Below are 21,439 nucleotides of genomic sequence, written 5' to 3' on the forward strand. Positions count from 1 at the left end.
GCCGCCCGTCCGCAGCTGATCCCGTTTCCCCGAGTACCGCCGAAGGAGAGCCGCCGCCGTGGCCATGCAGTTCTACGCCTCGCCCGAGCAGATCATGCGCGACCGTTCCGAGTTGGCCCGCAAGGGCATCGCTCGGGGACGCAGCGCGGTGGTCGTCAGCTACGCCGGCGGGGTGCTCTTCGTTGCCGAGAATCTCTCCAGCACGCTGCACAAGGTCAGCGAGATCTACGACCGGATCGGTTTCGCCGCCGTCGGGCGGTACAACGAGTTCGAGAACCTGCGTCGGGCGGGCGTGCGGATGGCCGACCTGAACGGTCTGAGCTACGACCGTCGGGACGTGACCGGTCTGGCGCTGGCCAACTCGTACGCGCAGATTCTCGGTGCCATCTTCACCGAGCAGTCCAAGCCGTTCGAGGTGGAGATCTGCGTGGCGGAGGTCGGTGCCACGCCGGGCGAGGACTCGCTGTACCGGTGCACCTACGACGGGTCGGTGACCGACGAGCCGGGTCGGATGGCGATGGGTGGTCAGGCCGAGGCGATCTCCGGGGTGCTGAAGTCGCACCACCGGCCGGACATGTCGCTCGGCGATGCGGTGAAGGTGGCGGTGCAGGCGCTGGGCAGTGTCGGTGGTGAGGGCGGTGCCGCCCGCACGATCGCCGGCGACCAGTTGGAGGTCGCGATCCTGGACCGCAACCGGGTGGGTCGCACCTTCCGACGGATCACCGGGGCCGCGTTGACCGGGCTGCTGGACGGCGACGCGGCCGGCGAGGCGGCGGCGGAGGGCGACCGGGCGCAGACCCCGACGACGCCGACCGAGGAGGGGCACAAGCCGACCACCTCGGCCGGCTCCGCGGACCTGGAGGACAAGCCGGGCGACAAGTCCGACACCTGATCGTCGTTTGCGGCGGCGCCGGCGCCCGAGCGGTTTCGACCGGTCGGGCGCCGCGTCGTTCCCCGACCGGGCCGACGGTGCGCTGAGTCGGCTGGCGCCGGGTGGACCCGATCAGCGGCGGGCGAGCAGCCTCCGCGCGAGTGCCCACCAGGCCATGGCGACCGCGTTGAAGACGCCCATCCCGGGCGGGGCCGCCACGTTCGACGGGGCGACGCGGGCGGTCATCAGGTGGGCGAGGGTGCCGTCGCCGACGGTGCGTTCGGCCTGCAGGCGTCGCCGACGGGCGCGTACCCAACCGCGGTGCCGCCACAGCCAGGCCCAGCCCCGGGTCTTCTGCCGCCCCCAGCCGCCGGCCAGCGCGGCGGCGAGCATGGCGACCTCGGTGAGCAGCAGCATCGGTGCCAGCAGGGCCAGGGTCCGGCCCTGGTACGCGGTCAGCAGGGTGAGCAGTCGGTTGCGTTCGACCAGGTAGAGCTTGAGGTCGTTGCGGGAGAACTCGTAGTGGTGCCGGACCACGGCGTCGGGCACGTACTCCAGCCGTAGGCCGCGCTGCCACAGCCGCAGGCTGAGTTCGGTGTCCTCGTGGTAGGCGAAGTACTCGTCGGCGAAGCCGTCGAGGTCTGTCCAGCGGTGGCGGCTGATGACGAAGCAGCAGCCGCTCAGTGAGGGCACCGTGGTGCGCCGGGCGTGGGCGCTGGCGGGTTCGCCGTTGCCGCCGGCCCAGGACAGGCCGGTGAAGTGCAGCGGGTTGCCCGAGGTGTTGATCAGCTCGGGGTCGTGGGCGAGCCGGATGGAGGCCATGGCGGCGCCGACGCCGGGCTCGGCGGCCACCGCGACGACCTTGGCGAGGGCGTCGGGGGCGACGATGGCGTCGGAGTTGACGAAGGCCAGCCAGTCGCCGGTGGCCTCGGCGGCACCGATGTTGCAGCCGCCGGAGTAGCCGGTGTTCGCCTCCGGCCGCACGAGCCGCACGCCCGGCAGGCCCTTGACCACGTCGATGCCGTCGCCGGTGCAGCCGTTGTCGACCACGACGAGTTCGATGTCGACTCCGGTGCTGGCCAGTACGGCCCGGGCGGCGTCGACCAGCCAGGGTTCGGCACCGTAGGCGAGCATCACGGCGGTGACGCGGGGCGGTCTCATGGTGCTCCTCCGCTGGTGGTGGCGGGCACCGGCGCCGCGACCGGTGGTGCGGGTGGTGCCGTCCGTCGGCGGCGCAGCAGGGCCACCATGACGGCGGCGGCCACCACGGAGCCGACGGTGTAGCCGAGTTCGACGCGCAGCGCGACGGGCAGTGGGGGCAGGGTCGCCACGATCAGCGCGGCGACACCGACGGTCCAGGCCAGGGCTTGGGCGTGGTGCCGGTCGCGGGCCAGCAGCGCCTGGCCGAGCACCATCGCCCACAGGTAGGCCAGGGTGGCCACCGAGAGCCAGGCGAAGTCGCCGTGGCCGAGGACGTCCGGGGTGTCGAAGAGGGCCCGCACGAGCCACGGGCCGAACAGTGCGGCAAGGGCACCGCCGAGGGCCCCGAGGGCGGTGACGACGGCCAGGGATCGGCGGAGCATCGTGCGGAAGGCCGGTTCGTCGCCGGTGGCGGCGGCGGTGGACAGGCCGGGCAGCAGCGCGGCCTGCATCGAGCCGAACACGAACAGGGGTATGCGGACCAGCACCAGCGCGGAGAGCAGGGCGCCGGCGGTGGCGACGTCGGTCGGGTCGAGCAGCCGTACGTTGATCACGCCGATGTTGACGACCACCTGGGCGAGCAGGCTGGAGACGGTGAGCAGGGCGAGGCCGCGGAGCAGGGGTGGCCAGGGGACCGCCGGTCCACGGCCGATAGTCCGGACGATCGGTGCGGCGGTCAGCGCGACGGCGGCCAGCGGGGCCGCGACCAGCACCAGCGCGTAGGCCACGGGTGAGTCCACGCCGGTGAGGGCGAGGATGGCGACCAGGCCGATGCGCAGCCCGCCGTCGAGGCCGAGTTGGGTGCCGTACCAGCCGAAGCGGCGCAGGCCGGAGAGCACCCCTCGGGTGGTGTGCGCCACCGCCAGCGCGGCCAGTGCGCCGCCGAGGGCGGGCACCATCGCGGGGTCGCCGTCGAAGAGCCGGTCGGTGAGCAGGTCGGCGGCGCCGACGGTGAGCACGAGCAGCAGGCCGAGTACGGCGGCGGCGACGGCGGCGCCACGGGCCAGTACCGGTCCGGGTGGCAGCCCACGGGTGTGCCGGGCCGCGACGAGCCGGGCGACCTCCTGTTCCACGGGAAAGAACACGCCGATGCCGAGGGTGAACACGACGGACCAGAGCACCGACAGCGAGGAGTAGTCGGCGGCGTCGAGGTTGTGCCCGGCCAGGGCGAGGTGGACGTACGAGGCCAGCCCGACCACGGCCAGTCCGATGCCGACGCCGATGGTGCCGGGTGGGACGAGACGGAGCAGGCGGCGCATCACCGGCGGATGAGGGCGAGGGTGAGCACGGCCACGGCCCGGCCGAGGTAGATCATCGCCCGCGCGGGGGAGTGGCTGGGCGTGCCGGCCATCCGGCGGCGCATGGCGACCGGCACCTGCTGGATCCGGTAGCCGCGCCGGGCGGCGTGCACGAGCGTCTCGACGGTGTCGCCGAGGTACTCGGCGGGGTACCAGCCGGCGAACATCTCGATCATTCGTCGGTTGGCCGCCCGGAAGCCGCTCGTGGTGTCGGTCAGCGTGGTGCCGGCCAGGCCGGACAGCACCAGCGACAGCATGCCCATCGCCCAGCGGCGCGGCCCGCGTACCGTGTATTCGCCCTCGCCGGCGAACCGGGCCCCGATGACCAGGTCGTAGTCGTCGAGCAGGTCGACGAGCTTCGGTACGTACCGGGGGTCGTGCTGCCCGTCGGCGTCGACCTGCACCGCGACGTCGTATTCGTGGTCGTGGGCGTAGCGGTAGCCGAGTCGCATGGCGCCCCCGACGCCGAGGTTGTACGGCAGTCGGGCGACCCGGGCGCCGGCGGCGGCGGCGACGGCGGCGGTGTGGTCGGTGGAGCCGTCGTCGACGACGAGCACGTCGACGCCGGGCAGTTCGCCGCGGATCTCGCCGACGACGTCGCCGATGGAGGCAGCTTCGTTGAGCGCCGGAATGATGATGAGCAGCCGCTTGCCGTTAACCATCGTGGGACACCATCTCGGTCCGGTCCAGTCGTCGGGTCCACTCCGCCCGTTCCGCCCGTTCGGCCTCGACTTCGGCGCGGAGCAGGGCGAACTCCTCGGCGAGGGTGCGGGTCTCCTCCTCCAGCGCGCTGACCTCCCAGCTGAGGTGGATGCAGACCAGCAGGAGGAAGACGATGCCGAGGAAGAGCACCAGGCTGACCCCGGAGGCGACACCGAGCAGGTCCGCGACGCCGTCGAGCAGCCGGGGGAACAGCGAGAGCGGGATCACCACGAACAGCAGGCCGAGCCAGAGCATGCCGTACTTCTCGCGCAGTTGCCGGCGGCGCAGCAGTTCGACGATCGTGGCCAGCAGGATCAGGCCGGTCAGGCCGGTGACGAGGGTGAGCTTCATACGACCTTCCACGGGGAGGGTGGAGCGGCGGGGGCGAACGCGTCGGCCAGGGTGGCGTGCCAGTCCGGCAGGGGCGGCAGCCCGGCCTCGGCCCACCGGCCGTGCCCTAGCACACTGTACGTCGGTCGGGGGGCGGGTCGCACGAATCGGGCACTCGTGGTGGGTCGGATCCGGTCCGGGTCGAGACCGTGCCGGGCGAACACGGCGCGGGCCAGGCCGTACCAGGTGGTCTCGCCGGAGCAGGTGCCGTGGTAGATCCCGGGCGCGGCGCGTCCGGCGTGGGCGGCCTCGGCGAGCGCGACCAGGTGTCGGGCCAGTGCGTGGGACCAGGTCGGCTGGCCGCGCTGGTCGTCGACGACGTCGAGGGTGCCGCGGCGGTCGGCCAGGTCGAGCATGGTGGTGACGAAGTTGCGGCCGTGGGCGCCGTAGAGCCAGGCGGTCCGCACCACGTATCCGGTGTCGGGCAGCAGCCGGGTCACGGCCTGTTCGCCGATCAGTTTGCCGCGACCGTACGCGTTGAGCGGTGCGGTGGGCGCGTCCTCGGGGTACGGCGTGGTGGCGGTGCCGTCGAAGACGTAGTCGGTGGACAGGTGCAGCAGGCGGGTGCCGTGGGCGGCGCAGGCGGTGGCGAGGTGGGCGACGGCGTCACCGTTGACGGCGGTGGCGGACGACTCGTGTGTCTCGGCGCCGTCGACGTCGGTCCAGGCGGCGGTGTTCACCACCACGTCGTGGCCGGCGACGGCGGCGTGCACGGCGGCCGGGTCGGTGATGTCGAGGTCGGCGCGGGTGGCGGGGGTGACCTGGTGTTCCGGCCGCGCTTCGACGACGTCGACCAGGTCGCGTCCGAGCATCCCGCCGGCGCCGGTCACCAGGAACCTCATGCGCTCGCCGCCTTCAGCGGTTCCCACCAGGCGCGGTTGTCCCGGTACCACCTGACGGTGTCGGCGAGTCCGGTGTCGAGGGTGATGCTGGGGGCGTACCCGAGCTCGTTGCTGATTTTGGTGATGTCGAGGGAGTAGCGGCGGTCGTGTCCCTTGCGGTCGGCGACGGGGGTCACCCGGTCCCAGCCGGCGTCGCAGGCGTCGAGCAGCCGGGCGGTCAGCTCCTTGTTGGTGAGTTCGGTGCCGCCGCCGATGTGGTAGACCTCGCCGGCGCGACCCTTGTGCTGGACGAGGGCGATGCCGCGGCAGTGGTCGTGCACGTGCAGCCAGTCGCGTACGTTGCCGCCGTCGCCGTAGAGCGGGACGGTGCGCCCGTCGAGGAGGTTGGTGACGAACAGTGGGACGACCTTCTCCGGGTACTGGTAGGGCCCGTAGTTGTTGGAGCAGCGGGTCACCACCACGTCGAGGCCGTGGGTGCGGTGGTAGGCCAGGGCGAGCAGGTCGGAGCCGGCCTTCGACGCCGAGTAGGGGGAGTTGGGGGCCAGCGGCCAGTCCTCGGTCCAGGAGCCCTCGGCGATGGAGCCGTAGACCTCGTCGGTGGAGACGTGCACGAACCGGGCGACGCCGTGGCGTAGCGCGGCGTCGAGCAGGTTCTGGGTGCCGAGGACGTTCGTGGTGACGAAGGGTGCGGCACCGGCGATCGAGCGGTCGACGTGGGACTCGGCGGCGAAGTGCACGACCACGTCGTGCCCGGCGACGGTCTCGTCGACCACCTCGGGGTGACGGATGTCACCCTGGACGAACCGCAGCCGGGGATCGTCGGCCACCGGCGCGAGGTTGGCCAGGTTGCCGGAGTAGGTCAGCGCGTCGAGCACGGTGACCTGGGCCGGTTCCACCGCCGGTACGCCCGCCGCGCCGCCGCCGGGGACGCCGAGCAGCGTCCGGACGTATTCCGAGCCGATGAAGCCGGCGCCGCCGGTGACCAGGATCCTCACGGGTCCGGAAGTCTACGCGAAACGGCCACATCCGCAGCGCAGGCGACGCGCGCCGGTCCGTCCCGCTGCCGGTAGGCTCGCCCGGATGCGTGGAATCCTGCTCGCCGGTGGCACCGGAAGCCGGCTGTGGCCGATCACCCGGGCGGTGTCGAAACAGCTGATGCCGGTCTTCGACAAACCGATGATCTACTACCCGCTCTCCACCCTGGTGATGGCCGGGATGTCCGAGATCCTGGTGATCACCACACCGGAGGAGCAGGGCCAGTTCCAGCGGCTGCTCGGTGACGGCAGCCAGTTCGGGCTGCGGCTGGAGTACGTCGCCCAGCCCCGGCCGGAGGGCATCGCGCAGGCGTTCGTGCTGGGCGCGGACTTCATCGGCGACGAGTCGGTGGCGTTGATCCTCGGCGACAACATCTTCCACGGTGCGGGTCTGGGCCGGCAGTTGGCCGCGGCCGGTGATCCGGTGGGTGGCCGGATCTTCGCGTACCCGGTGGCCAACCCGCAGGCGTACGGCGTGGTGCGCTTCGACGCCGCTGGGCGGGTGTTGTCGATCGAGGAGAAACCGCAGCGCCCGACGTCCCGGTACGCGGTGCCCGGCCTGTACTTCTACGACAACCGGGTGGTGGAGATCGCCCGGGGGCTCACGCCCAGCGCCCGGGGCGAGTTGGAGATCACCGCGGTGAACGAGGCGTACCGGCGGTGGGGTGAGCTGTCGGTCACCGTGCTGGACCGGGGGACCGCCTGGCTGGACACCGGCACCTTCACCTCGCTGATGCAGGCCGCCGAGTTCGTCCGGGTGATCGAGGAGCGGCAGGGCATGAAGATCGGCTGCGTGGAGGAGGCCGCCTGGCGGGCCGGGCTGATCGACGACGCGCGGTTGCGCGCCCTGGCCGAGCCGCTGACCCGCAGCGGCTACGGCGACTACCTGCTCGACCTGCTCGCCGGTGACCGGCAGGAGCCGACCGGCGAGTTCGGCGCTACGGGGGCGGCCCGGTGAAGCTGCGACCGTTGAGCGTCGAGGGCGCCTGGGAGGTCACTCCGCAGCAGCACGGCGACCCACGCGGACTGTTCCTGGAGTGGTACCGCTTCGACCGGTTGGCCGAGGCGGTCGGGCATCCGCTGCGACTGGCGCAGGGCAACCTGTCCGTCTCGGCCCGCGACGTGGTGCGCGGCATCCACTTCGCCGACGTGCCGCCGGGGCAGGCGAAGTACGTCACCTGTGTCCGGGGAGCGGTGCTCGACGTCATCGTCGACCTGCGGGTCGGCTCGCCCACCTTCGGCCGGTGGGAGGGGGTGCGCCTGGACGACGTGGACCGGCGCGCGGTCTACCTGGCCGAGGGGCTCGGTCACGGCTTCTGCGCGTTGACCGACGACGCCACCCTCAACTATCTCTGCTCGACCACGTACAACCCGTCGGCCGAGCACGCGGTGCACCCGCTGGACGAGGAGCTGGGCATCGACTGGCCGACCGCGAGCCCGCGCCTGTCCGCCCGCGACGCCGCCGCGCCCACGCTGGCGCAGGCCCGGTCGGCCGGGCTGCTGCCGCAGTACGACACCTGCCGGCGGCACGTCGCGACTCTCGTCGCCGCGGCGGGTTCCACCGACGGCTGAGGTCGGCACGTGCCCCGACAGTGACGAACAGGGCCTCCGTACGGCTAATGTCTCATCATGGAACGGCGAATCTTCGGTCTGGAGACCGAGTACGGCGTCACCTGTACCTACCGCGGACAGCGGCGGCTGTCCCCCGACGAGGTGGCCCGGTACCTCTTCCGCCGGGTCGTGTCCTGGGGCCGGTCGAGCAACGTCTTCCTGCGTAACGGCGCGCGGCTCTACCTGGACGTCGGCTCGCACCCCGAGTACGCCACCCCGGAGTGCGACTCGGTGGTCGACCTGGTCGCCCACGACCGGGCCGGTGAGCGGATCCTGGAGGGGCTGCTCATCGACGCGGAGAAGCGGCTGCACGACGAGGGCATCGCCGGCGAGATCTACCTGTTCAAGAACAACACCGACTCGGCCGGCAACTCGTACGGCTGCCACGAGAACTACCTGGTGTCCCGGCACGGTGAGTTCGGCCGGCTCGCCGACGTGCTGATCCCGTTCCTGGTCACCCGGCAGCTCATCTGCGGTGCCGGCAAGGTGTTGCAGACGCCGCGTGGGGCGGTCTACTGCCTGTCCCAGCGGGCCGAGCACATCTGGGAGGGGGTGTCATCGGCCACCACCCGCAGCCGCCCGATCATCAACACCCGGGACGAGCCGCACGCCGACGCGGAACGGTACCGCCGGCTGCACGTCATCGTCGGTGACTCCAACATGAACGAGGTCACCACGCTGCTGAAGGTCGGCACCGCCGACATCGTGCTGCGGATGATCGAGGGTGGCGTGGTGATGCGCGACCTCACCCTGGAGAACCCGATCCGGGCGATCCGGGAGGTGTCGCACGACATCACCGGCCGGCGGAAGGTGCGACTGGCCTCGGGCAAGGAGATCAGCGCCCTGGAGATCCAGCAGGAATATCTGGCCAAGGCCACCGAGTTCGTCGAGCGCCGGGGCGGCGACCAGACCGCCAAGCGGGTGGTCGAGTTGTGGGGCCGGGTGCTGCGGGCGGTGGAGACCGGCGACCTGGAACCGGTCTCCCGGGAGATCGACTGGGTGACCAAGCTGCGCCTGATCGAGCGTTACCAGCGCAAGCACGACCTGCCGCTGTCGCACCCCCGGGTGGCGCAGATGGATCTGGCGTACCACGACCTGCGCCGTGGGCGGGGCCTCTACGCCTTGCTGGAGCGGCGCGGCGAGGTGGACCGGGTGGCCACCGATCCGGAGATTTTCGAGGCGAAGGAGACACCGCCGCAGACCACCCGGGCCCGGCTGCGCGGCGAGTTCATCCGGCACGCCCAGGAGAAGCGGCGGGACTTCACCGTCGACTGGGTGCACCTGAAGCTCAACGACCAGGCGCAGCGGACCGTGCTCTGCAAGGACCCGTTCCGGGCGTACGACGAGCGGGTGGAGCGGCTGATCGCCAGCATGTGACGGGGTCGACCGGGGCCACGCCGACCGGCGCGGCCCCGGGTAGGCTGGTCAGGCCATGATTTTTCCTGAACCTCCCACTCCGGGCGCGCAACGGCAGAGCTGGCTCGAACGCCGCCGCGACAAGATCCGCGACGAGATCGAGCGTAACCGCCGTGGCGAGTACACCGTGCCCACCTGGGTGCTGGCCCTGGCCCTGGCGCTGATCGTCGGTGCCTGGGCCGCCCTGGTCATCTTCGCCTGACGCGCGCGGGGCGGTCGAGCAGGGCGCCTCGTCAATCCCCGGCCGGTGACTGCGCCGTCAGGCGGGCGGCGTGCCGGCCGGCCGCGGCGGCGGCCAGGAAGTAGGCGTGGTCGGCGTCCAGCCCGCGTCCCATCGTCGACAACGGCACCGGACTGCGGCGCAGCGCCGCGTCCAGCCCGACGGTGTCCACCCGCACCAGCGTGTGCCGCTGCGCCAGCGGTGCCACCGCGGCGTCGACCTCGGCGGCCAGCGCCGGTTCCAGGCCCGCCGGCAGCACCAGTTCCGCGCGGGCCAGCGCCACCCGGCCGTACGCGGTGAGGCTGTGGTGCGAGACGCCGCGGTGTCGGGGGCGCGGGTCGGCGGCGGAGATCCGCAGCGAGCCGACCGGGCGTCCACCGAGCGTGGCGACGGCGTTCACCGCCTCGCCGACGGCCACCCCGGAGAATCCCCAGCGGGTGCCGGTGCCGAGATTGCCCGGGCCCTGGGCCACCACCGCGACGTCCGCGCCGAGCACGTGCCGGGCGGCGAGCAGTCCGCTGTGCAGCGTTGTGGCCTCCAGGTCACCTCCGAACGCCTGCCCCACGCTGATCGTGCCGACAAGTTCGTCGCGCAGTCCGGCGAGGGTGCGGGAGAACCAGGCGGGCAACGCCCCGCCGTCGGTGAGCAGGTACGCCACCCGCGCCCGCGGCGCGTCGACCCGGATGCCGGCGAGGATCGCCGGCAGCGCGGAGTGCAGGTCGGCGGTCACCACCGGTAGACCGGCCAGGTCGTCGGCGGCCGCCAGCGCCGCCCGGTGCGGTGACGCCTCCTCGTCGACGCCGAGCAGGATCGGCTGCAACGGGGTGTAGCGGGCCTTGACCAGATGACCCGCGTCGCGGGAGTCGATCGCCTGCGGCGGATCCGGCGGTAGCCGCTCCGGCAGCGCCACGACCAGGGCGTACCCGCCGGTGCCCAGACCCATCAGCAGCGCACCGGCGTTGAGCAGCACCCGGTCGCCGGTCTCGGGCTCACCGACCAGCGCCGGATAGGCCAGCGCCCGCATCGCGCCGCCGCCGTCCACCTCGACGTCCAGCTCCACCGCGCCGGCCCACCGCCGACGCACCCTGAGTACCGCACCTGCCCGCCACCGCACCACCCCCGAACGCTAACCCTCCACCCCCGGCACCCCTCGCCCCACCCCGTCGATCTTGCACTTTCTGCCCCCGATAGCACAACAAAAGCGACATACCGGCGACCACAAGTGCAAGATCGACGAGAAGGGGGGGTTGGGGGGTGGTGAGGGTGGCGTGGGATGGCTGTGTGGGGGGTCAGGGCTGCTAGCGTCTACGGGGTGTCACGTAGTCGCACCGAACGGCTGGTCAACCTGGTGATCTGCCTGCTGTCCACGCGGCGGTTCCTGACCGCCGCGCAGATCGCCGCGACCGTGCCCGGTTATGAACACGATCCGGACGACGCCCGCGAGCACGAGGCCTTCCAGCGCAAGTTCGAGCGGGACAAGGCCGAGCTGCGGGAACTGGGCGTACCGCTGGAGACCGGCACGGCGAGCGCCTTCGACGCGGAGCCCGGGTATCGGATCGCCCACCGGGAGTACGCGCTGCCCGACATCCCCCTCCAGCCCGACGAGGCGGCCGCGGTGGGCATCGCCGCTCGACTGTGGCAGCACGCCGGCCTGGCCGCCGCCGCCTCGTCCGGGCTGGCGAAGCTGCGCGCCGCCGGCGTGGACGTGGATCCGCAGGCCACCCTCGGGCTGGAGCCGATGGTCACGGTCGACCCGGCGTTCGCGCCGCTGACCGCCGCCGCCCGCGACCGGCGGGAGGTCCGCTTCGACTACCGGGTGCCGGACCGCGACGCGTCTGCCCGGCGCCGCCTGCAACCGTGGGGAGTGGTCTGCTGGCGGGGCCGGTGGTACGTGGTCGGTCACGACCTGGACCGCGACGCCACCCGCTGCTTCCGACTGTCCCGGGTGGTGGGCCCGGTGCGGGCCACCGGCGAGTCGGGTGCCTACCAGCCGCCGACCGGCGTCGACCTGATCAGTCACGTGGCCCGCTGGTCCGGTCCGGTCGAGCGACCCGGCCGGGCGACCGTGCTGGTCACCCCGGGCCGGGCCGCCGGGTTGCGCCGCTGGGCGGTGGAGGTCACCGCCGGCCCCGACGCGGACCGGCTGGTGCTGCCGTACGGCGACGCCTGTTCGCTGGCCGGTCACCTCGTCGGCTACGGGCCCGACGTGCGGGTGGTCGACCCGCCCGAGGTGCGGGAGGCGGTCATCCAGCGGCTGAAGGAGATCGCCGCCCGACACGACTCCCTGGCGGTGGTCCGGTGAGCACGCGGGACGAGCCGGCGCGCCGCGCGGTGGTGCGCGGAGGGTGGTCCCGGTGAGCGGTGTGGCGCCACGGGCCGGATCCCGGGCCTCGGCGGACCGGCTGGCCCGGCTGCTGAACCTGGTGCCGTACCTGCTCGCCCGGCCCGGGATCGAGATCGCCGAGGCGGCCGGTGACCTGGGTGTCACCGAGCGGCAGCTACGCGAGGACCTGGAGCTGTTGTGGGTCTGCGGGCTGCCCGGGTACGGCCCGGGCGACCTGATCGACATGGCCTTCGACGGTGACCGGGTGACCATCACCTACGACGCGGGCATCGACCGGCCGCTGCGGCTCACCCCGGATGAGGCACTGGCGCTGGTGGTGGCGTTGCGGATGCTTGCCGAGACGCCCGGGGTGGCGAACCGGGAAGCGGTCGAGCGGGCCCTCGCGAAGATCGAGGACGCGGCGGGTGACCTGGTCGCCGCGCCGGTCGAGGTGCGGCTGCCCGGTGACACCGGGCGGGTGGAACAGTTGCGGGCCGCGGTGGAGGGCGGTCGCGCGTTGCGGATCACGTATTACACGCCGGCCCGGGACGAGACCACCGAGCGGGTCATCGACCCGCTGCGGGTGCTGATGATTGGTGGCCGGACGTACGTGGAGGCGTGGTGCCGCCGCGCCGAGGCGGTGCGGCTGTTCCGGGCCGACCGGATCGACGCGGTGACCGCGTTGGCCGAACCCGCCGTGGTACCCCCGCAGGCCCAACCGCACGACCTGCGTCACGGGGCGTTCCGGCCCTCGCCCGACCTGCCCCTGATCACGTTGCGGATCGGTCGGGGCGAACGGTGGATCACCGAGTACTACCCGTGTGAGCGGGTCGAGTCCGACGGCGAGCGGTGGTTGGTGTCGCTGCGCGTGACCGATCTCGGCTGGGCCCGTCGGTTCGTGCTGGGTCTCGGCCCGGACGTCGAGGTCGTCGCGCCGGCCGAGTTGGCCGGGCAGATCCACGAGTCGGCGGTGGCGGCCCTGGAGGCGTACGCCCACCCGGTGCCGGCCGACGCGAATCCGGCGGCGGCCGGCGACAGGCAGTAGGCTGGCCGGCGTGCTGAAGTGGATCGTGCTCGCGCTCGTGCTGGTGCCGTTGGTTCTGCTCGCGCTGGCGGTACGACCCGTGCTGGCGCGACTGCCCCGGCTGCGCCGGGCGGCGCTGGCGTTGCAGCGACGGGCCGACGAGGCGACCGCGCTGCGCGAGGCGGCGGAGAGTCTCCAGCAGCGGGCGGAGGGCTTGCAGAGCCGGCTTGAGACGACCCAGCAGCGGCTCACCGTGATCAAGGCGCGTCGCGGCGACTGAGGGCCGTTCCACCGGCGTCACATCCCGCGCGGTGCGCATTCCTGCCCGTACGGTGCGTGCTGCTGCACACGGCGTCGCGGCTTCGCGCAGAATGATCCAGCCGCACGGTTGACGGGACACTCGCGGTTGGCCGAGACTTCACCCGCCGGGACGAACCACCACCGCCCCGGCGGGTGGCAATGGCCGTCGTCGCACGTACGATGGGCTGCGGAACCACCCTCATCGACACAGTGCGACTGGAGCCCTCCATGCATGCCCTCAAGCCCTGGCACATCGCCGTACTCGTGGTCGTGCTGATCCTGCTCTTCGGCGCGAAGCGGCTCCCCGACGCCGCCCGGTCCCTCGGCCGCTCGCTGCGGATCATCAAGGCCGAGACGAAGAGCCTGGCCGACGACGACCGCGACCTCGCCGGCAAGGCCGACGCGCAGGCCGGCTACCAGCCGTACCCGCCGCAGCAGCCGGCACCGCAGCAGCAGCCCTACCAGGGCACCGTGCAGCAGCCGGTCGTCGACCCGGTGCAGCGCGTCCGCGAGAACTGACCCCCGGGTCCGGTAATCGTGGCCTTCGGACTCAGCAAGCGCGGACCGAGCAGCTTCGAGCGGGCCGCCGACGGCTCGATGACCCTCGTCGAGCACATCCGCGAGCTACGCAACCGGCTGTTCAAGGCGTCGCTGGGCATCCTGATCGGCTTCGGCTTCGGTCTCTGGCTGGCCGGCCCCGTCCGTGAGTTGCTGTCCCAGCCCTACTGCCAGTTGCCCGGCAGTCAACTGCCCGACGGCCGGTGCAACTTCGTCCAGCTCGGTCCGGCGGACCTGTTCCTGCTGAACCTGAAGATCGGTCTGTGGGTCGGTCTGATCCTCGCCGCGCCGGTCTGGCTCTACCAGTTGTGGGCCTTCATCGCACCGGGCCTGCACCGGCACGAGCGGCGGTACGCGTACGCCTTCACCGCCCTGGCCGCACCGTTGTTCGCGGCCGGCGCCGTGCTGGCGTACTTCGTCGCCTCGAAGGGGCTGGAGTTCCTGCTGGAGATCTCGGGCGATGACATCAACACCACGCTCGACATCACCCGCTACATATCGTTCATCACCAACCTGATTCTGATGTTCGGGGTGGCGTTCGAGTTTCCGTTGATCGTGTTGATGCTCAACTTCGTCGGCATCGCCAGCGCGAAGCGGCTGCTCAGCTGGTGGCGGGTCGCCGTGTTCGTCTTCTTCGCCTTCTCGGCGGTGGTCACCCCCACGCCGGACCCGTTCGGCATGAGCGCGCTGGCGTTGTGCCTGTGCGCGCTCTATTTCGCCGCGGTCGGCGTCGCGTTCCTCAACGACAAGCGCCGGGGACGCGGCAAGGAGATCTATGCCGGCATCGACGACGACGAGGTCTCCCCGCTGGAGTTCGACCGGGAGCCGGTCGAGGCGGGGCAGCGGGTCGACGCGAGCGGCCCGATCGACGCCCCCGCACCTGTCGACGCGCCGGCTCCGATCGACCGACGGTATGACGACGTGACCTGACGCGCGACGTGTGACGGATGCACGCGGCAAGCCTTCCCGGGGTGGAAGGCTTGCCGCGTTTTCGGTGACCGCGATCGGCGGTCGAACCCCGGTGTGGCCGCACCGGTTACCCGACAGCAGCGCCACCGTCAGCCGGAGAGTCGGCAATCCGTCAACGGGTTGCTCACGGTCAGCGACCGGGTAAGGGGCTGAATACGATAAGTCGACGTTCCCGGCGAGAGAGAGGCTCTGTGCGTCGTCCGACGTTTCGCCGTCCGCCCGCCGTCCGGCGGGGGCCCGACGCCTCGCCAGCGCGCCCAGCGGTCGCCGTCGCCCGTCTCGCCGTCATGGGAGCCGCCGCCGTGGGCGTCGGCCTGCTCATCGGTGCCCTGTCGAGCGACCCGGCCAGTGCGGACAGCGTCGGTGTGCCCTCGGCCGGCGCGGATCGGCAGGAACGCGAACGTGACCGGCCCACCTCGCCCCTCGACGAACTGGTCACCGGCCTCGTCGAACGCCCGGACGTCCGGCGTTCCGGCGAGGGCCGGAGTTCGACGCGGGGCTTGCCGGTCACCGGTCGGCGGGATGACGACCGTCGTGCCGACGAAGGCGGGGCGCGCGGCGGCCGCCCGGCGCGGCCACCGGCGACCACGCGTACCGGTCGAGTACCGACGCCCGACGGTCCCGTCGACCCGTCACCGGGCAGCCGCTCACCGGCTGACCCGTCCCTGACCAGCGACACACCGGGTCACCGTGCGGTGGCTGCCCGGACGCCGCGCGACGGGTCGTCGAAGGGCTCCGGGCCGGTCGGGCGTACGCCCGTGACGCCGCCGAGCCGGTCGACCGTGCCGATCGTCGGCGACCGGCCTCCGGCGCCGGAGCCGGGCCTGGCGCTGCCGCCCCCGCCGGAGGTCACCCGGCCCGCGACCGGCCTGGTTGCTCCGCCCGTCCCGGGCGACGCCGCGACGGCATTGGCGGCGCTGCCCGCGACGGGCCTTGCGGCGCTGCCCGGGACAGCTTTGACGGCGCTGCCCGCGACGGGCCTTGCGGCGCTGCCCGGGACAGCTTTGGCGGCGCTGCCCGCGACGGAAGCCGTCGTCGTGCTGTCGCAGGCTGTTCTGCGACCGGTGCTGGTCGCGGCCGTCGCGGTGGTGGGCTCCGGGGTGGCAACGGTAACGACGCCGCTCACGCAGCTCCCGGACCTGGTCACCGGCACACTTCCCGTGCTGCCGCCAGGTTCCGCTGCCGGGCCGTACACCGGGGGTGAACCGACGTCGTGGACGTCGGTCACCGCCCCTGTCGCGGGTGTGCCGCCGCCGGCTCGATCGCTGGCACCTGATCCGCCGCCCGCGGCACCGAGGGCCACACCGCCGCACGAGGTGACGCCGGCTGTTCCCGTGGCCGGGGTGTCGCTCGGCTGGCCTCGGTTCTCCGCCGGCACCCCGGAAGCCGGATCCGGGTTGACGCAGTCACCGACCCGCCTACCGCAGCGTCCTCATCCGCCCGCTGGCGACGGTGTCACCGGAGCCGACGGCGGCCCCGCACCACTGCGGGGAATGGTCCTCGACGGGTGCCAGGTGCCGCCGACAGTCAACGCTCGGACCGATGTCCCCGCGCCCCGCAGGTACGCGGGCCGTTTCCCCGGCGTGAGCGCCCGACCCGGCTGAGTCCGCCCTGACCCGCCCGCGCCGCCGGGATTCCACCGGCTGGTCGCCCGGCGTGGTCGTACGGGTGCCCGGGGCCGTCGTGCAGCCGACGTCCCACGGGCCGGGCCCAGTCCGTTCGCGCGGGGCCGACCTGCGTGGTCCCGTCCAGGGGACCGGCAGTCGCCGCGCCGCGCGTACCTCAGATCGGAGCTACGTGGTGATCCGCGTTGTGATTGGCGAAAGTATGGGGCTGCTGCGCAGTGCGTTGTGCGCGGCGCTGGCGGGTGAGGCGGACATCGAGGTCGTCGCCGAGGCGACGGGCATCGGTGACCTGCCCGCGTTGGTGCGTCGACACCTGCCGGACGTGGTGCTCGTGGATCTGGCGTCGGGTGTTCCCGAGCCGGTGGCGGTGATCTCCGAGATCATCGGGGCGGCACCCGCGACAGCGGTGCTGGCCCTCAGTGACCGGTGGAGCCGGGGCCTGGTGACGGAGGCGTTGACGGCCGGAGCGCAGGGGTTGGTCGGCAAGGACGAGCCGCTGCACGAGCTGGTCCGGACGGTGCGGGCGCTCGCGGCGGGGGAACGGGTCATCGACGTGGCCGCCGCCGCGACGGCGCTGCGTCCCGCCACGGGCCCGCTGACGCCTCGGGAGGCCGAGGTGCTGCGGATGGCCGCCGAGGGGCTGCCGCTCAAGGAGATCGCCCACCGGCTGTTCCTGGCGCACGGCACGGTGCGTAACCACCTGTCGGCGATCATGCGCAAGACCGGCGCCCGCAACCGGATGGAGGCGGTCCTGCTCGCGCGCCGTGACGGCTGGATGTGACCGTGGCTGGGGTCGCCGCCCGGCGGCCCCAGCCCACCACCGCCCGCCGACGGGCGGAACCAGCCGGGGCGTGTTTGAATGCTGACGGTCCGTGATCCAGCCGACGAGTTCGGAGAGCCTGCGGTGATCCGTACCCTGCTCGCTATCGACGGTGCCCTGGTTCGGGGTGCCCTGTCCTTCGTGCTCGCCGCGGAGGACGACATCAGCGTGGTGGCGGAGGTGGCCCGGGGTGACGTGGTCACCTGGACGATCCGTAGCCGTCGGCCGGACGTCGCGGTGGTCGACCTCGACCTCGTCGAAGGGCTGCCGGCGACCGGCTGCTGTCCGCTGCTGGTGCTCGCCGAGCCGCGTCGGGCCGGGAGCCTGTACCGGACGCTCACCCCGTCCCGAACCGTCGGCGTCCTCGGCAGCGACGTTCCGCCGCACCGGGTGGTCGACGGGATCCGCCGGCTGTCCCGTGGCGAGCCGGTGGTCGACGCGGATCTGGTGCTGGCAGCGCTGCACCGGGAGAACCCACTCACTGCGCGTGAGGCGCAGATCCTCGACCTGACCGCCGGCGGCGCGCCGGTCGCCGAGGTGGCTGGTTCGCTCGGTCTGGCCCCTGGGACCGTCCGTAATCATCTCGGCCGGATCATCCGGAAGACGGGCGGGCGCACCCGAGTCGAGGCGGTCCAGGTGGCCCGCGACGCCGGCTGGATCTGACCGCCGAAGGTCAGCCGCGGGGCGCGGCGACCCGGTCGGCGGTACGGTCGGCGCCGCCGCCCGCCGCCGCCACACCGTCCCAGTGCCCGACCAGGTCGCGGTAGCCGGGCGAGCGGGCCAGCAGTTCCTGATGGCTGCCGTCCAGCGGTCCGTCCTCGTCGAACACCAGCACCCGTCGGGCGCGGACGGCGGAACTGATCCGGTGGGCGATGACGACCAGGGTGCCCGGTCGTCGGGCGAAGGCCGACTCGACGGTGGCCTCCAGCGTCGGGTCCAGGTGACAGGTCGCCTCGTCCAGGATGACCAGCGGGGCGGGGGCCAGGTAGGCGCGTACGGCGGCGACAAGTTGCCGTTCACCGGCGGAGAGCGTGGTCGGGTCGATCGTGGCGGCGAGGCCGCCGAGCCGCCGCGCGAGAGCGTCGGCACCGAGCCGGGCCAGCGCGGTCTCGACGGCCCTGTCGTCGGCGTCCGGACTCAGGTAGCGGAGGTTGTCGGCCAGGGAACCGGTGAACACGTACGCCTCCTGCGGCACGAGCACCCGTAGCGCGGCCAGGTCGGTTCGACCGAGGGGGGCCACCGGGCGACCGGCGAGACGGACCGTGCCGCGTTCCGGCTCGATCAGCCCGGCGACCAGCCCGGCCAGGGTGGACTTGCCGGTGCCGCTGGGTCCCACCACCGCCAGATGTTCTCCCTCGGGCAGGGTCAGCGAGAAGCCGGCCAGGATCGGCCGGGCACCGGGCCCGTACCGGAAGGTCAGGTCGGACAACCGGACCGCCGGGGTGCCGCCCGCCGGGTCCGGGCCGGGGGTGGCCGCCCGGTCGCGCCGCGACGGGGGCCGGCAGGTGCGCAGGATCCGTTCCAGGGTGACGGCGTAGCGCAGCCCTCCACCACCGAGCCCCTGCACCAGGGCGTGCAGCGCGGGTTGCAGGCTGGTGGTGACGTAGACCAACGCGCCGAGCACCGCGCCGGTGGTCAGTCCGCGCCGCACCAGCCACGGCGCGGCGAGCAGCAGGACCACCACCGGCAGCCAGCCGCCCAGGCCGAGGCTCAAGCTGCGTAGCGCGGACATCCGGGCCAGCGTCCGCTCGGCGTCGGCGTGGTCGCCGACCCTGCGGTCGACCTCGGCCACCGTGCGTTCCTCGGCACCGCAGGCGAGCACGTCGCGGTGACCGGTCAGCGCGGTCGCCGCCGACCGGCCGAGCGCCTCGCCGGCTCGCACCTGGGTCCGCTGGTGCGCCAGCATCGACGGGAGCGCGGCGGCGAAGACGACAAGCCCCACGAGCAGCGGGGCCGCCACCAGCGCCGCGACCGTGGCATCCAGGGCCAGCAGGCCGAGCAGGGCCGCTCCGGCGGTGAACAGGAAGCCGCGTACCACCATGACCAGGCCACCGAAGGTGTCCCGGACGATCTCCACGTGGTGGGTGAGGCGGGCCACCGGAGCGCTGTCCGGGTGAGCGCCGGTCCGGGTGGCGTCGTGCAACGCGCCGTGGACCACCAGACGGGCCAGCTCGTCGCGGAACGGTTCCACCACGTCACCCAGGCTCCGGTAGACGCGCCCGGTCGCCGCCGCGCCGAGCAGGACGGCCACCGCGAGTCCGCCGAGCCAGGCCACGCCGGTGGTGAACCGGCCGGCCAGGAAACCCTGGTCGACGGCGCGGGCGACGAGCAGCCCGGCGAGCAGCGCCGGCAGGGACTCCACCGCCGACCAGGCGGCGAGCCGGCCGACGTCCCGGCGACGGGCCCGCAACGCCCGCCACGTCGTCCGACCAACGCCCGGACCGATCACCGGGGGACACCGTCCTCCGCGAACACCGCCCGGTAGTCCGGGTCCGTCCAGAGTCGCCGATGCGGGGCCAACGCGCGCAGCCGACCGGCGTCGAGCCAGGCGACCAGGTCGGCCGCGGCGGCCGTCGCCACCCGGTGGGTGACCACCAGGCGGGTACGCCCTGCGTCCCGGCCGGTCAAGGCGCGGGTGATCCGATGTTCGGTGGCGGTGTCCAGGCTGGACGTGGCGTCGTCGAGGATGAGCAGCCGCTCGGCGTGGAACGCGCGAGCCAACCCGAGGCGCTGGGTCTCACCTCCGGACAGCGGTGCGTCCACGGTCCGGGTGCGGAACCCGTCGGGCAGCCGGGCCACCACCCCGTCGATCTGCGCGGACCGGGCCGCCGCCAGCACGGCGGCGGTGGCCGGCGCACCGGTCGAGGGCGGCCGGGCCGACCGTTCCGGCAGACCGAGCCCGATCGCGTCGTGCACCGTCTCACCGACCAGCACCGGACGGTCGAAGGCGTGACCGACCGCCCGACGCAGCGCGGCCCGGTCGAGGCGGGCCAGTGGTACCCCGTCCAACAGCACCTCGCCGCTGTCCGGGTCGTACAACCGCCCGGCCACGGCGGCGAGGGCGGACTTGCCGGCCCCGGAACGCCCGACCACGGCCACCGTGCGACCGGCGGGCACGTCCAGGTCGATGGCGTCCAGGACCGCCCGGTCGTCGGCGCGGACACCGACCCCGCGCAGCCGCAGGTGACCGCCGCCGGGCGGCAACGGCTCGTTGCCACCGGGACGCACCGGACAGGACAGCGGCTCGGCGATCCGGCGGGCCGCTGCCCGGCTACGGACCAGCCGGTTGAGGGTGGCCAGCACCGCACCCAGCCCGGCGCCGAGCGCGGCGTACTGCACGGCGGCGACCAGTTGGCCGGCGGTGAGCCAGCCGACGCTCAGCGCGTACCCGCCGACGGCGACGACGGCGACCTGGAGCAGCGGTGCCACGGCCGCGACGCGGGCGTTGGCCCGGGCCAGCAACCGCCAGCCGGACCGGCCGTGGCCGCGCAGGTCGGGCAACGCCGCCAGCACCCGGTCGCACTCGAGGTCGGTGGTGCCGGCCGCGGCGATGGTACGGGCACCACCGAGTGCCTCCTGCAGCCGGCCGGCGATCGCCCCGAGCACCCGCTGGTACGCGGTGACAACCGCCGAGGCGTCGGTGACGAACGTGGCCATGAGGACGGTCAGCACGGCCAGCCCGGCGAGGAGAGTGAAGCCGAGCACGGGCTCCAGCAGGAACAGCGCCACGACGCTGCCCAGCGGCGGCAGGACGGCGATCCCGCCGAGTGCCACGGCGTTGCCGGCCTGCCCGGTGTCGGCGGCCTGTCCGGCCAACCGGCCGACCAGGTCACCGACCGGAAAACGGCGCACGGCCCGGACGTCCAGCGCGAACAGGTGCCGCAGCAGCCTCCGGCGGAGCCGGGCCGTGGCCCGGGCGGCGCCGTACCCGCCAGCCAGGTCACCGAGGACGTCGGTGACCAGCAGGACGACGACGAGGAGGCAGGCGACCAGCGGCCATCGGTGGGCGGCGTCACCACCGACGGCGGCGTCCACGGCCAGCCCCAGCACCGCGGGCAGGGCCAGTTCGGCGGCGGCACCGGCCAGCGCCACCACCACCAGCGTGACGGTCCAGCCGCCACCGTCTCGGACCACCCGGAACAGCAGGCGGTCCGCGCCGGCCAGCGTTCGCATCGGTCCTCCCGGTCGTACGGCGTGGCCCTGGACGGTCAGGTAACCGTCCAGGGCCTCGCGTGG

The 21,439-nt window shown here is 73.2% G+C and carries 22 protein-coding genes; 13 read left to right on the forward strand and 9 right to left on the reverse strand.

Going from position 1 to position 21,439, the window contains the following annotated elements; genetic code table 11:
* Positions 1-58: 58 nt before the first annotated feature.
* Entirely contained in the window at positions 59-892 is an 834-nt protein-coding gene (prcA, locus tag O7605_RS25315) for a proteasome subunit alpha (RefSeq protein ID WP_269741474.1), read from the forward strand.
* A 111-nt stretch (positions 893-1,003) separates the two neighbouring features.
* Here the strand turns inward: prcA and O7605_RS25320 are convergent, their stop codons facing one another.
* Genes O7605_RS25320 through rfbB form a run of 6 tightly spaced genes read right to left on the reverse strand, consistent with a single transcriptional unit; the run spans position 1,004 to position 6,298 of the window.
* Entirely contained in the window at positions 1,004-2,032 is a 1,029-nt protein-coding gene (locus O7605_RS25320; protein ID WP_269741475.1) for a glycosyltransferase family 2 protein, read from the reverse strand.
* The gene (locus O7605_RS25325) at positions 2,029-3,330 is read right to left on the reverse strand and encodes a polysaccharide biosynthesis protein (protein WP_269741476.1); all 1,302 of its coding nucleotides are present in this window, start codon (positions 3,328-3,330) and stop codon (positions 2,029-2,031) included. The genes O7605_RS25320 and O7605_RS25325 overlap by 4 nt, the downstream gene beginning before the upstream one ends.
* On the reverse strand, positions 3,330-4,031 hold the full coding sequence (locus O7605_RS25330; protein ID WP_269741477.1) for a glycosyltransferase family 2 protein: 702 nt from the start codon (positions 4,029-4,031) through the stop codon (positions 3,330-3,332). Before O7605_RS25330 ends, O7605_RS25325 begins: the two co-directional genes overlap by 1 nt.
* Positions 4,024-4,422, reverse strand: a complete 399-nt coding sequence (locus O7605_RS25335; RefSeq protein WP_269741478.1) for a DUF2304 domain-containing protein — start codon at positions 4,420-4,422, stop codon at positions 4,024-4,026. Before O7605_RS25335 ends, O7605_RS25330 begins: the two co-directional genes overlap by 8 nt.
* The gene (rfbD, locus tag O7605_RS25340) at positions 4,419-5,303 is read right to left on the reverse strand and encodes a dTDP-4-dehydrorhamnose reductase (protein ID WP_269741479.1); all 885 of its coding nucleotides are present in this window, start codon (positions 5,301-5,303) and stop codon (positions 4,419-4,421) included. Before rfbD ends, O7605_RS25335 begins: the two co-directional genes overlap by 4 nt.
* Positions 5,300-6,298: a dTDP-glucose 4,6-dehydratase gene (gene rfbB / locus O7605_RS25345; RefSeq protein ID WP_269741480.1), complete on the reverse strand. Its 999-nt coding sequence runs from the start codon at positions 6,296-6,298 to the stop codon at positions 5,300-5,302. The genes rfbD and rfbB overlap by 4 nt, the downstream gene beginning before the upstream one ends.
* Before the next feature lie 85 nt (positions 6,299-6,383).
* Between rfbB and rfbA the strand changes: the two genes are divergently transcribed.
* The 4 genes from rfbA to O7605_RS25365 are packed head-to-tail and all read left to right on the forward strand — an operon-like array spanning position 6,384 to position 9,566.
* Entirely contained in the window at positions 6,384-7,295 is a 912-nt protein-coding gene (gene rfbA / locus O7605_RS25350; RefSeq protein ID WP_269741481.1) for a glucose-1-phosphate thymidylyltransferase RfbA, read from the forward strand.
* Complete coding sequence (locus O7605_RS25355; protein WP_269741482.1) at positions 7,292-7,909, forward strand: dTDP-4-dehydrorhamnose 3,5-epimerase family protein; 618 nt, start codon at positions 7,292-7,294, stop codon at positions 7,907-7,909. Before rfbA ends, O7605_RS25355 begins: the two co-directional genes overlap by 4 nt.
* A gap of 57 nt (positions 7,910-7,966) precedes the next feature.
* Positions 7,967-9,325 carry a Pup--protein ligase gene (gene pafA, locus O7605_RS25360; protein WP_164446958.1) on the forward strand — a complete coding sequence of 453 codons (1,359 nt, stop codon included), beginning with the start codon at positions 7,967-7,969 and terminating at the stop codon, positions 9,323-9,325.
* A 55-nt stretch (positions 9,326-9,380) separates the two neighbouring features.
* The gene (locus tag O7605_RS25365) at positions 9,381-9,566 is read left to right on the forward strand and encodes a hypothetical protein (RefSeq protein ID WP_164446957.1); all 186 of its coding nucleotides are present in this window, start codon (positions 9,381-9,383) and stop codon (positions 9,564-9,566) included.
* A 31-nt stretch (positions 9,567-9,597) separates the two neighbouring features.
* Here O7605_RS25365 and O7605_RS25370 read toward each other — a convergent pair whose 3' ends face one another.
* On the reverse strand, positions 9,598-10,701 hold the full coding sequence (locus O7605_RS25370) for a DUF3866 family protein (RefSeq protein WP_269741483.1): 1,104 nt from the start codon (positions 10,699-10,701) through the stop codon (positions 9,598-9,600).
* 195 nt (positions 10,702-10,896) lie between these two features.
* Between O7605_RS25370 and O7605_RS25375 the strand changes: the two genes are divergently transcribed.
* The 8 genes from O7605_RS25375 (at position 10,897) to O7605_RS25410 (ending at position 17,866) form a co-directional block, all read left to right on the forward strand.
* Entirely contained in the window at positions 10,897-11,886 is a 990-nt protein-coding gene (locus tag O7605_RS25375; protein WP_269741484.1) for a helix-turn-helix transcriptional regulator, read from the forward strand.
* A 52-nt stretch (positions 11,887-11,938) separates the two neighbouring features.
* Entirely contained in the window at positions 11,939-12,952 is a 1,014-nt protein-coding gene (locus O7605_RS25380; RefSeq protein WP_269741485.1) for a helix-turn-helix transcriptional regulator, read from the forward strand.
* 10 nt (positions 12,953-12,962) lie between these two features.
* Positions 12,963-13,211, forward strand: a complete 249-nt coding sequence (locus tag O7605_RS25385; protein ID WP_093405953.1) for a hypothetical protein — start codon at positions 12,963-12,965, stop codon at positions 13,209-13,211.
* Positions 13,212-13,459: 248 nt separating this feature from the next.
* The gene (gene tatA / locus O7605_RS25390; RefSeq protein WP_269741486.1) at positions 13,460-13,750 is read left to right on the forward strand and encodes a Sec-independent protein translocase subunit TatA; all 291 of its coding nucleotides are present in this window, start codon (positions 13,460-13,462) and stop codon (positions 13,748-13,750) included.
* Between the two features lie 18 nt (positions 13,751-13,768).
* Positions 13,769-14,719 (forward strand): twin-arginine translocase subunit TatC, encoded by a 951-nt coding sequence (tatC, locus tag O7605_RS25395; RefSeq protein WP_269741487.1) that lies wholly within the window; start codon positions 13,769-13,771, stop codon positions 14,717-14,719.
* A gap of 326 nt (positions 14,720-15,045) precedes the next feature.
* On the forward strand, positions 15,046-16,362 hold the full coding sequence (locus O7605_RS25400) for a hypothetical protein (protein ID WP_269741488.1): 1,317 nt from the start codon (positions 15,046-15,048) through the stop codon (positions 16,360-16,362).
* A gap of 208 nt (positions 16,363-16,570) precedes the next feature.
* Positions 16,571-17,164, forward strand: a complete 594-nt coding sequence (locus O7605_RS25405) for a response regulator transcription factor (RefSeq protein ID WP_269741489.1) — start codon at positions 16,571-16,573, stop codon at positions 17,162-17,164.
* Between the two features lie 78 nt (positions 17,165-17,242).
* A complete protein-coding gene (locus tag O7605_RS25410; RefSeq protein ID WP_269741490.1) occupies positions 17,243-17,866 on the forward strand; it encodes a response regulator transcription factor in 624 nt (207 codons plus the stop codon).
* A gap of 10 nt (positions 17,867-17,876) precedes the next feature.
* Here the strand turns inward: O7605_RS25410 and O7605_RS25415 are convergent, their stop codons facing one another.
* Both O7605_RS25415 and O7605_RS25420 read right to left on the reverse strand, forming a co-directional pair.
* A complete protein-coding gene (locus O7605_RS25415) occupies positions 17,877-19,652 on the reverse strand; it encodes an ABC transporter ATP-binding protein (RefSeq protein WP_269741491.1) in 1,776 nt (591 codons plus the stop codon).
* Entirely contained in the window at positions 19,649-21,376 is a 1,728-nt protein-coding gene (locus O7605_RS25420) for an ABC transporter transmembrane domain-containing protein (RefSeq protein ID WP_269741492.1), read from the reverse strand. Before O7605_RS25420 ends, O7605_RS25415 begins: the two co-directional genes overlap by 4 nt.
* Between the last annotated feature and the right edge of the window lie 63 nt (positions 21,377-21,439).

This window comes from Verrucosispora sp. WMMA2121, assembly GCF_027460185.1.
Taxonomy (GTDB): Bacteria; Actinomycetota; Actinomycetes; order Mycobacteriales; family Micromonosporaceae; genus Micromonospora; species Micromonospora palythoicola.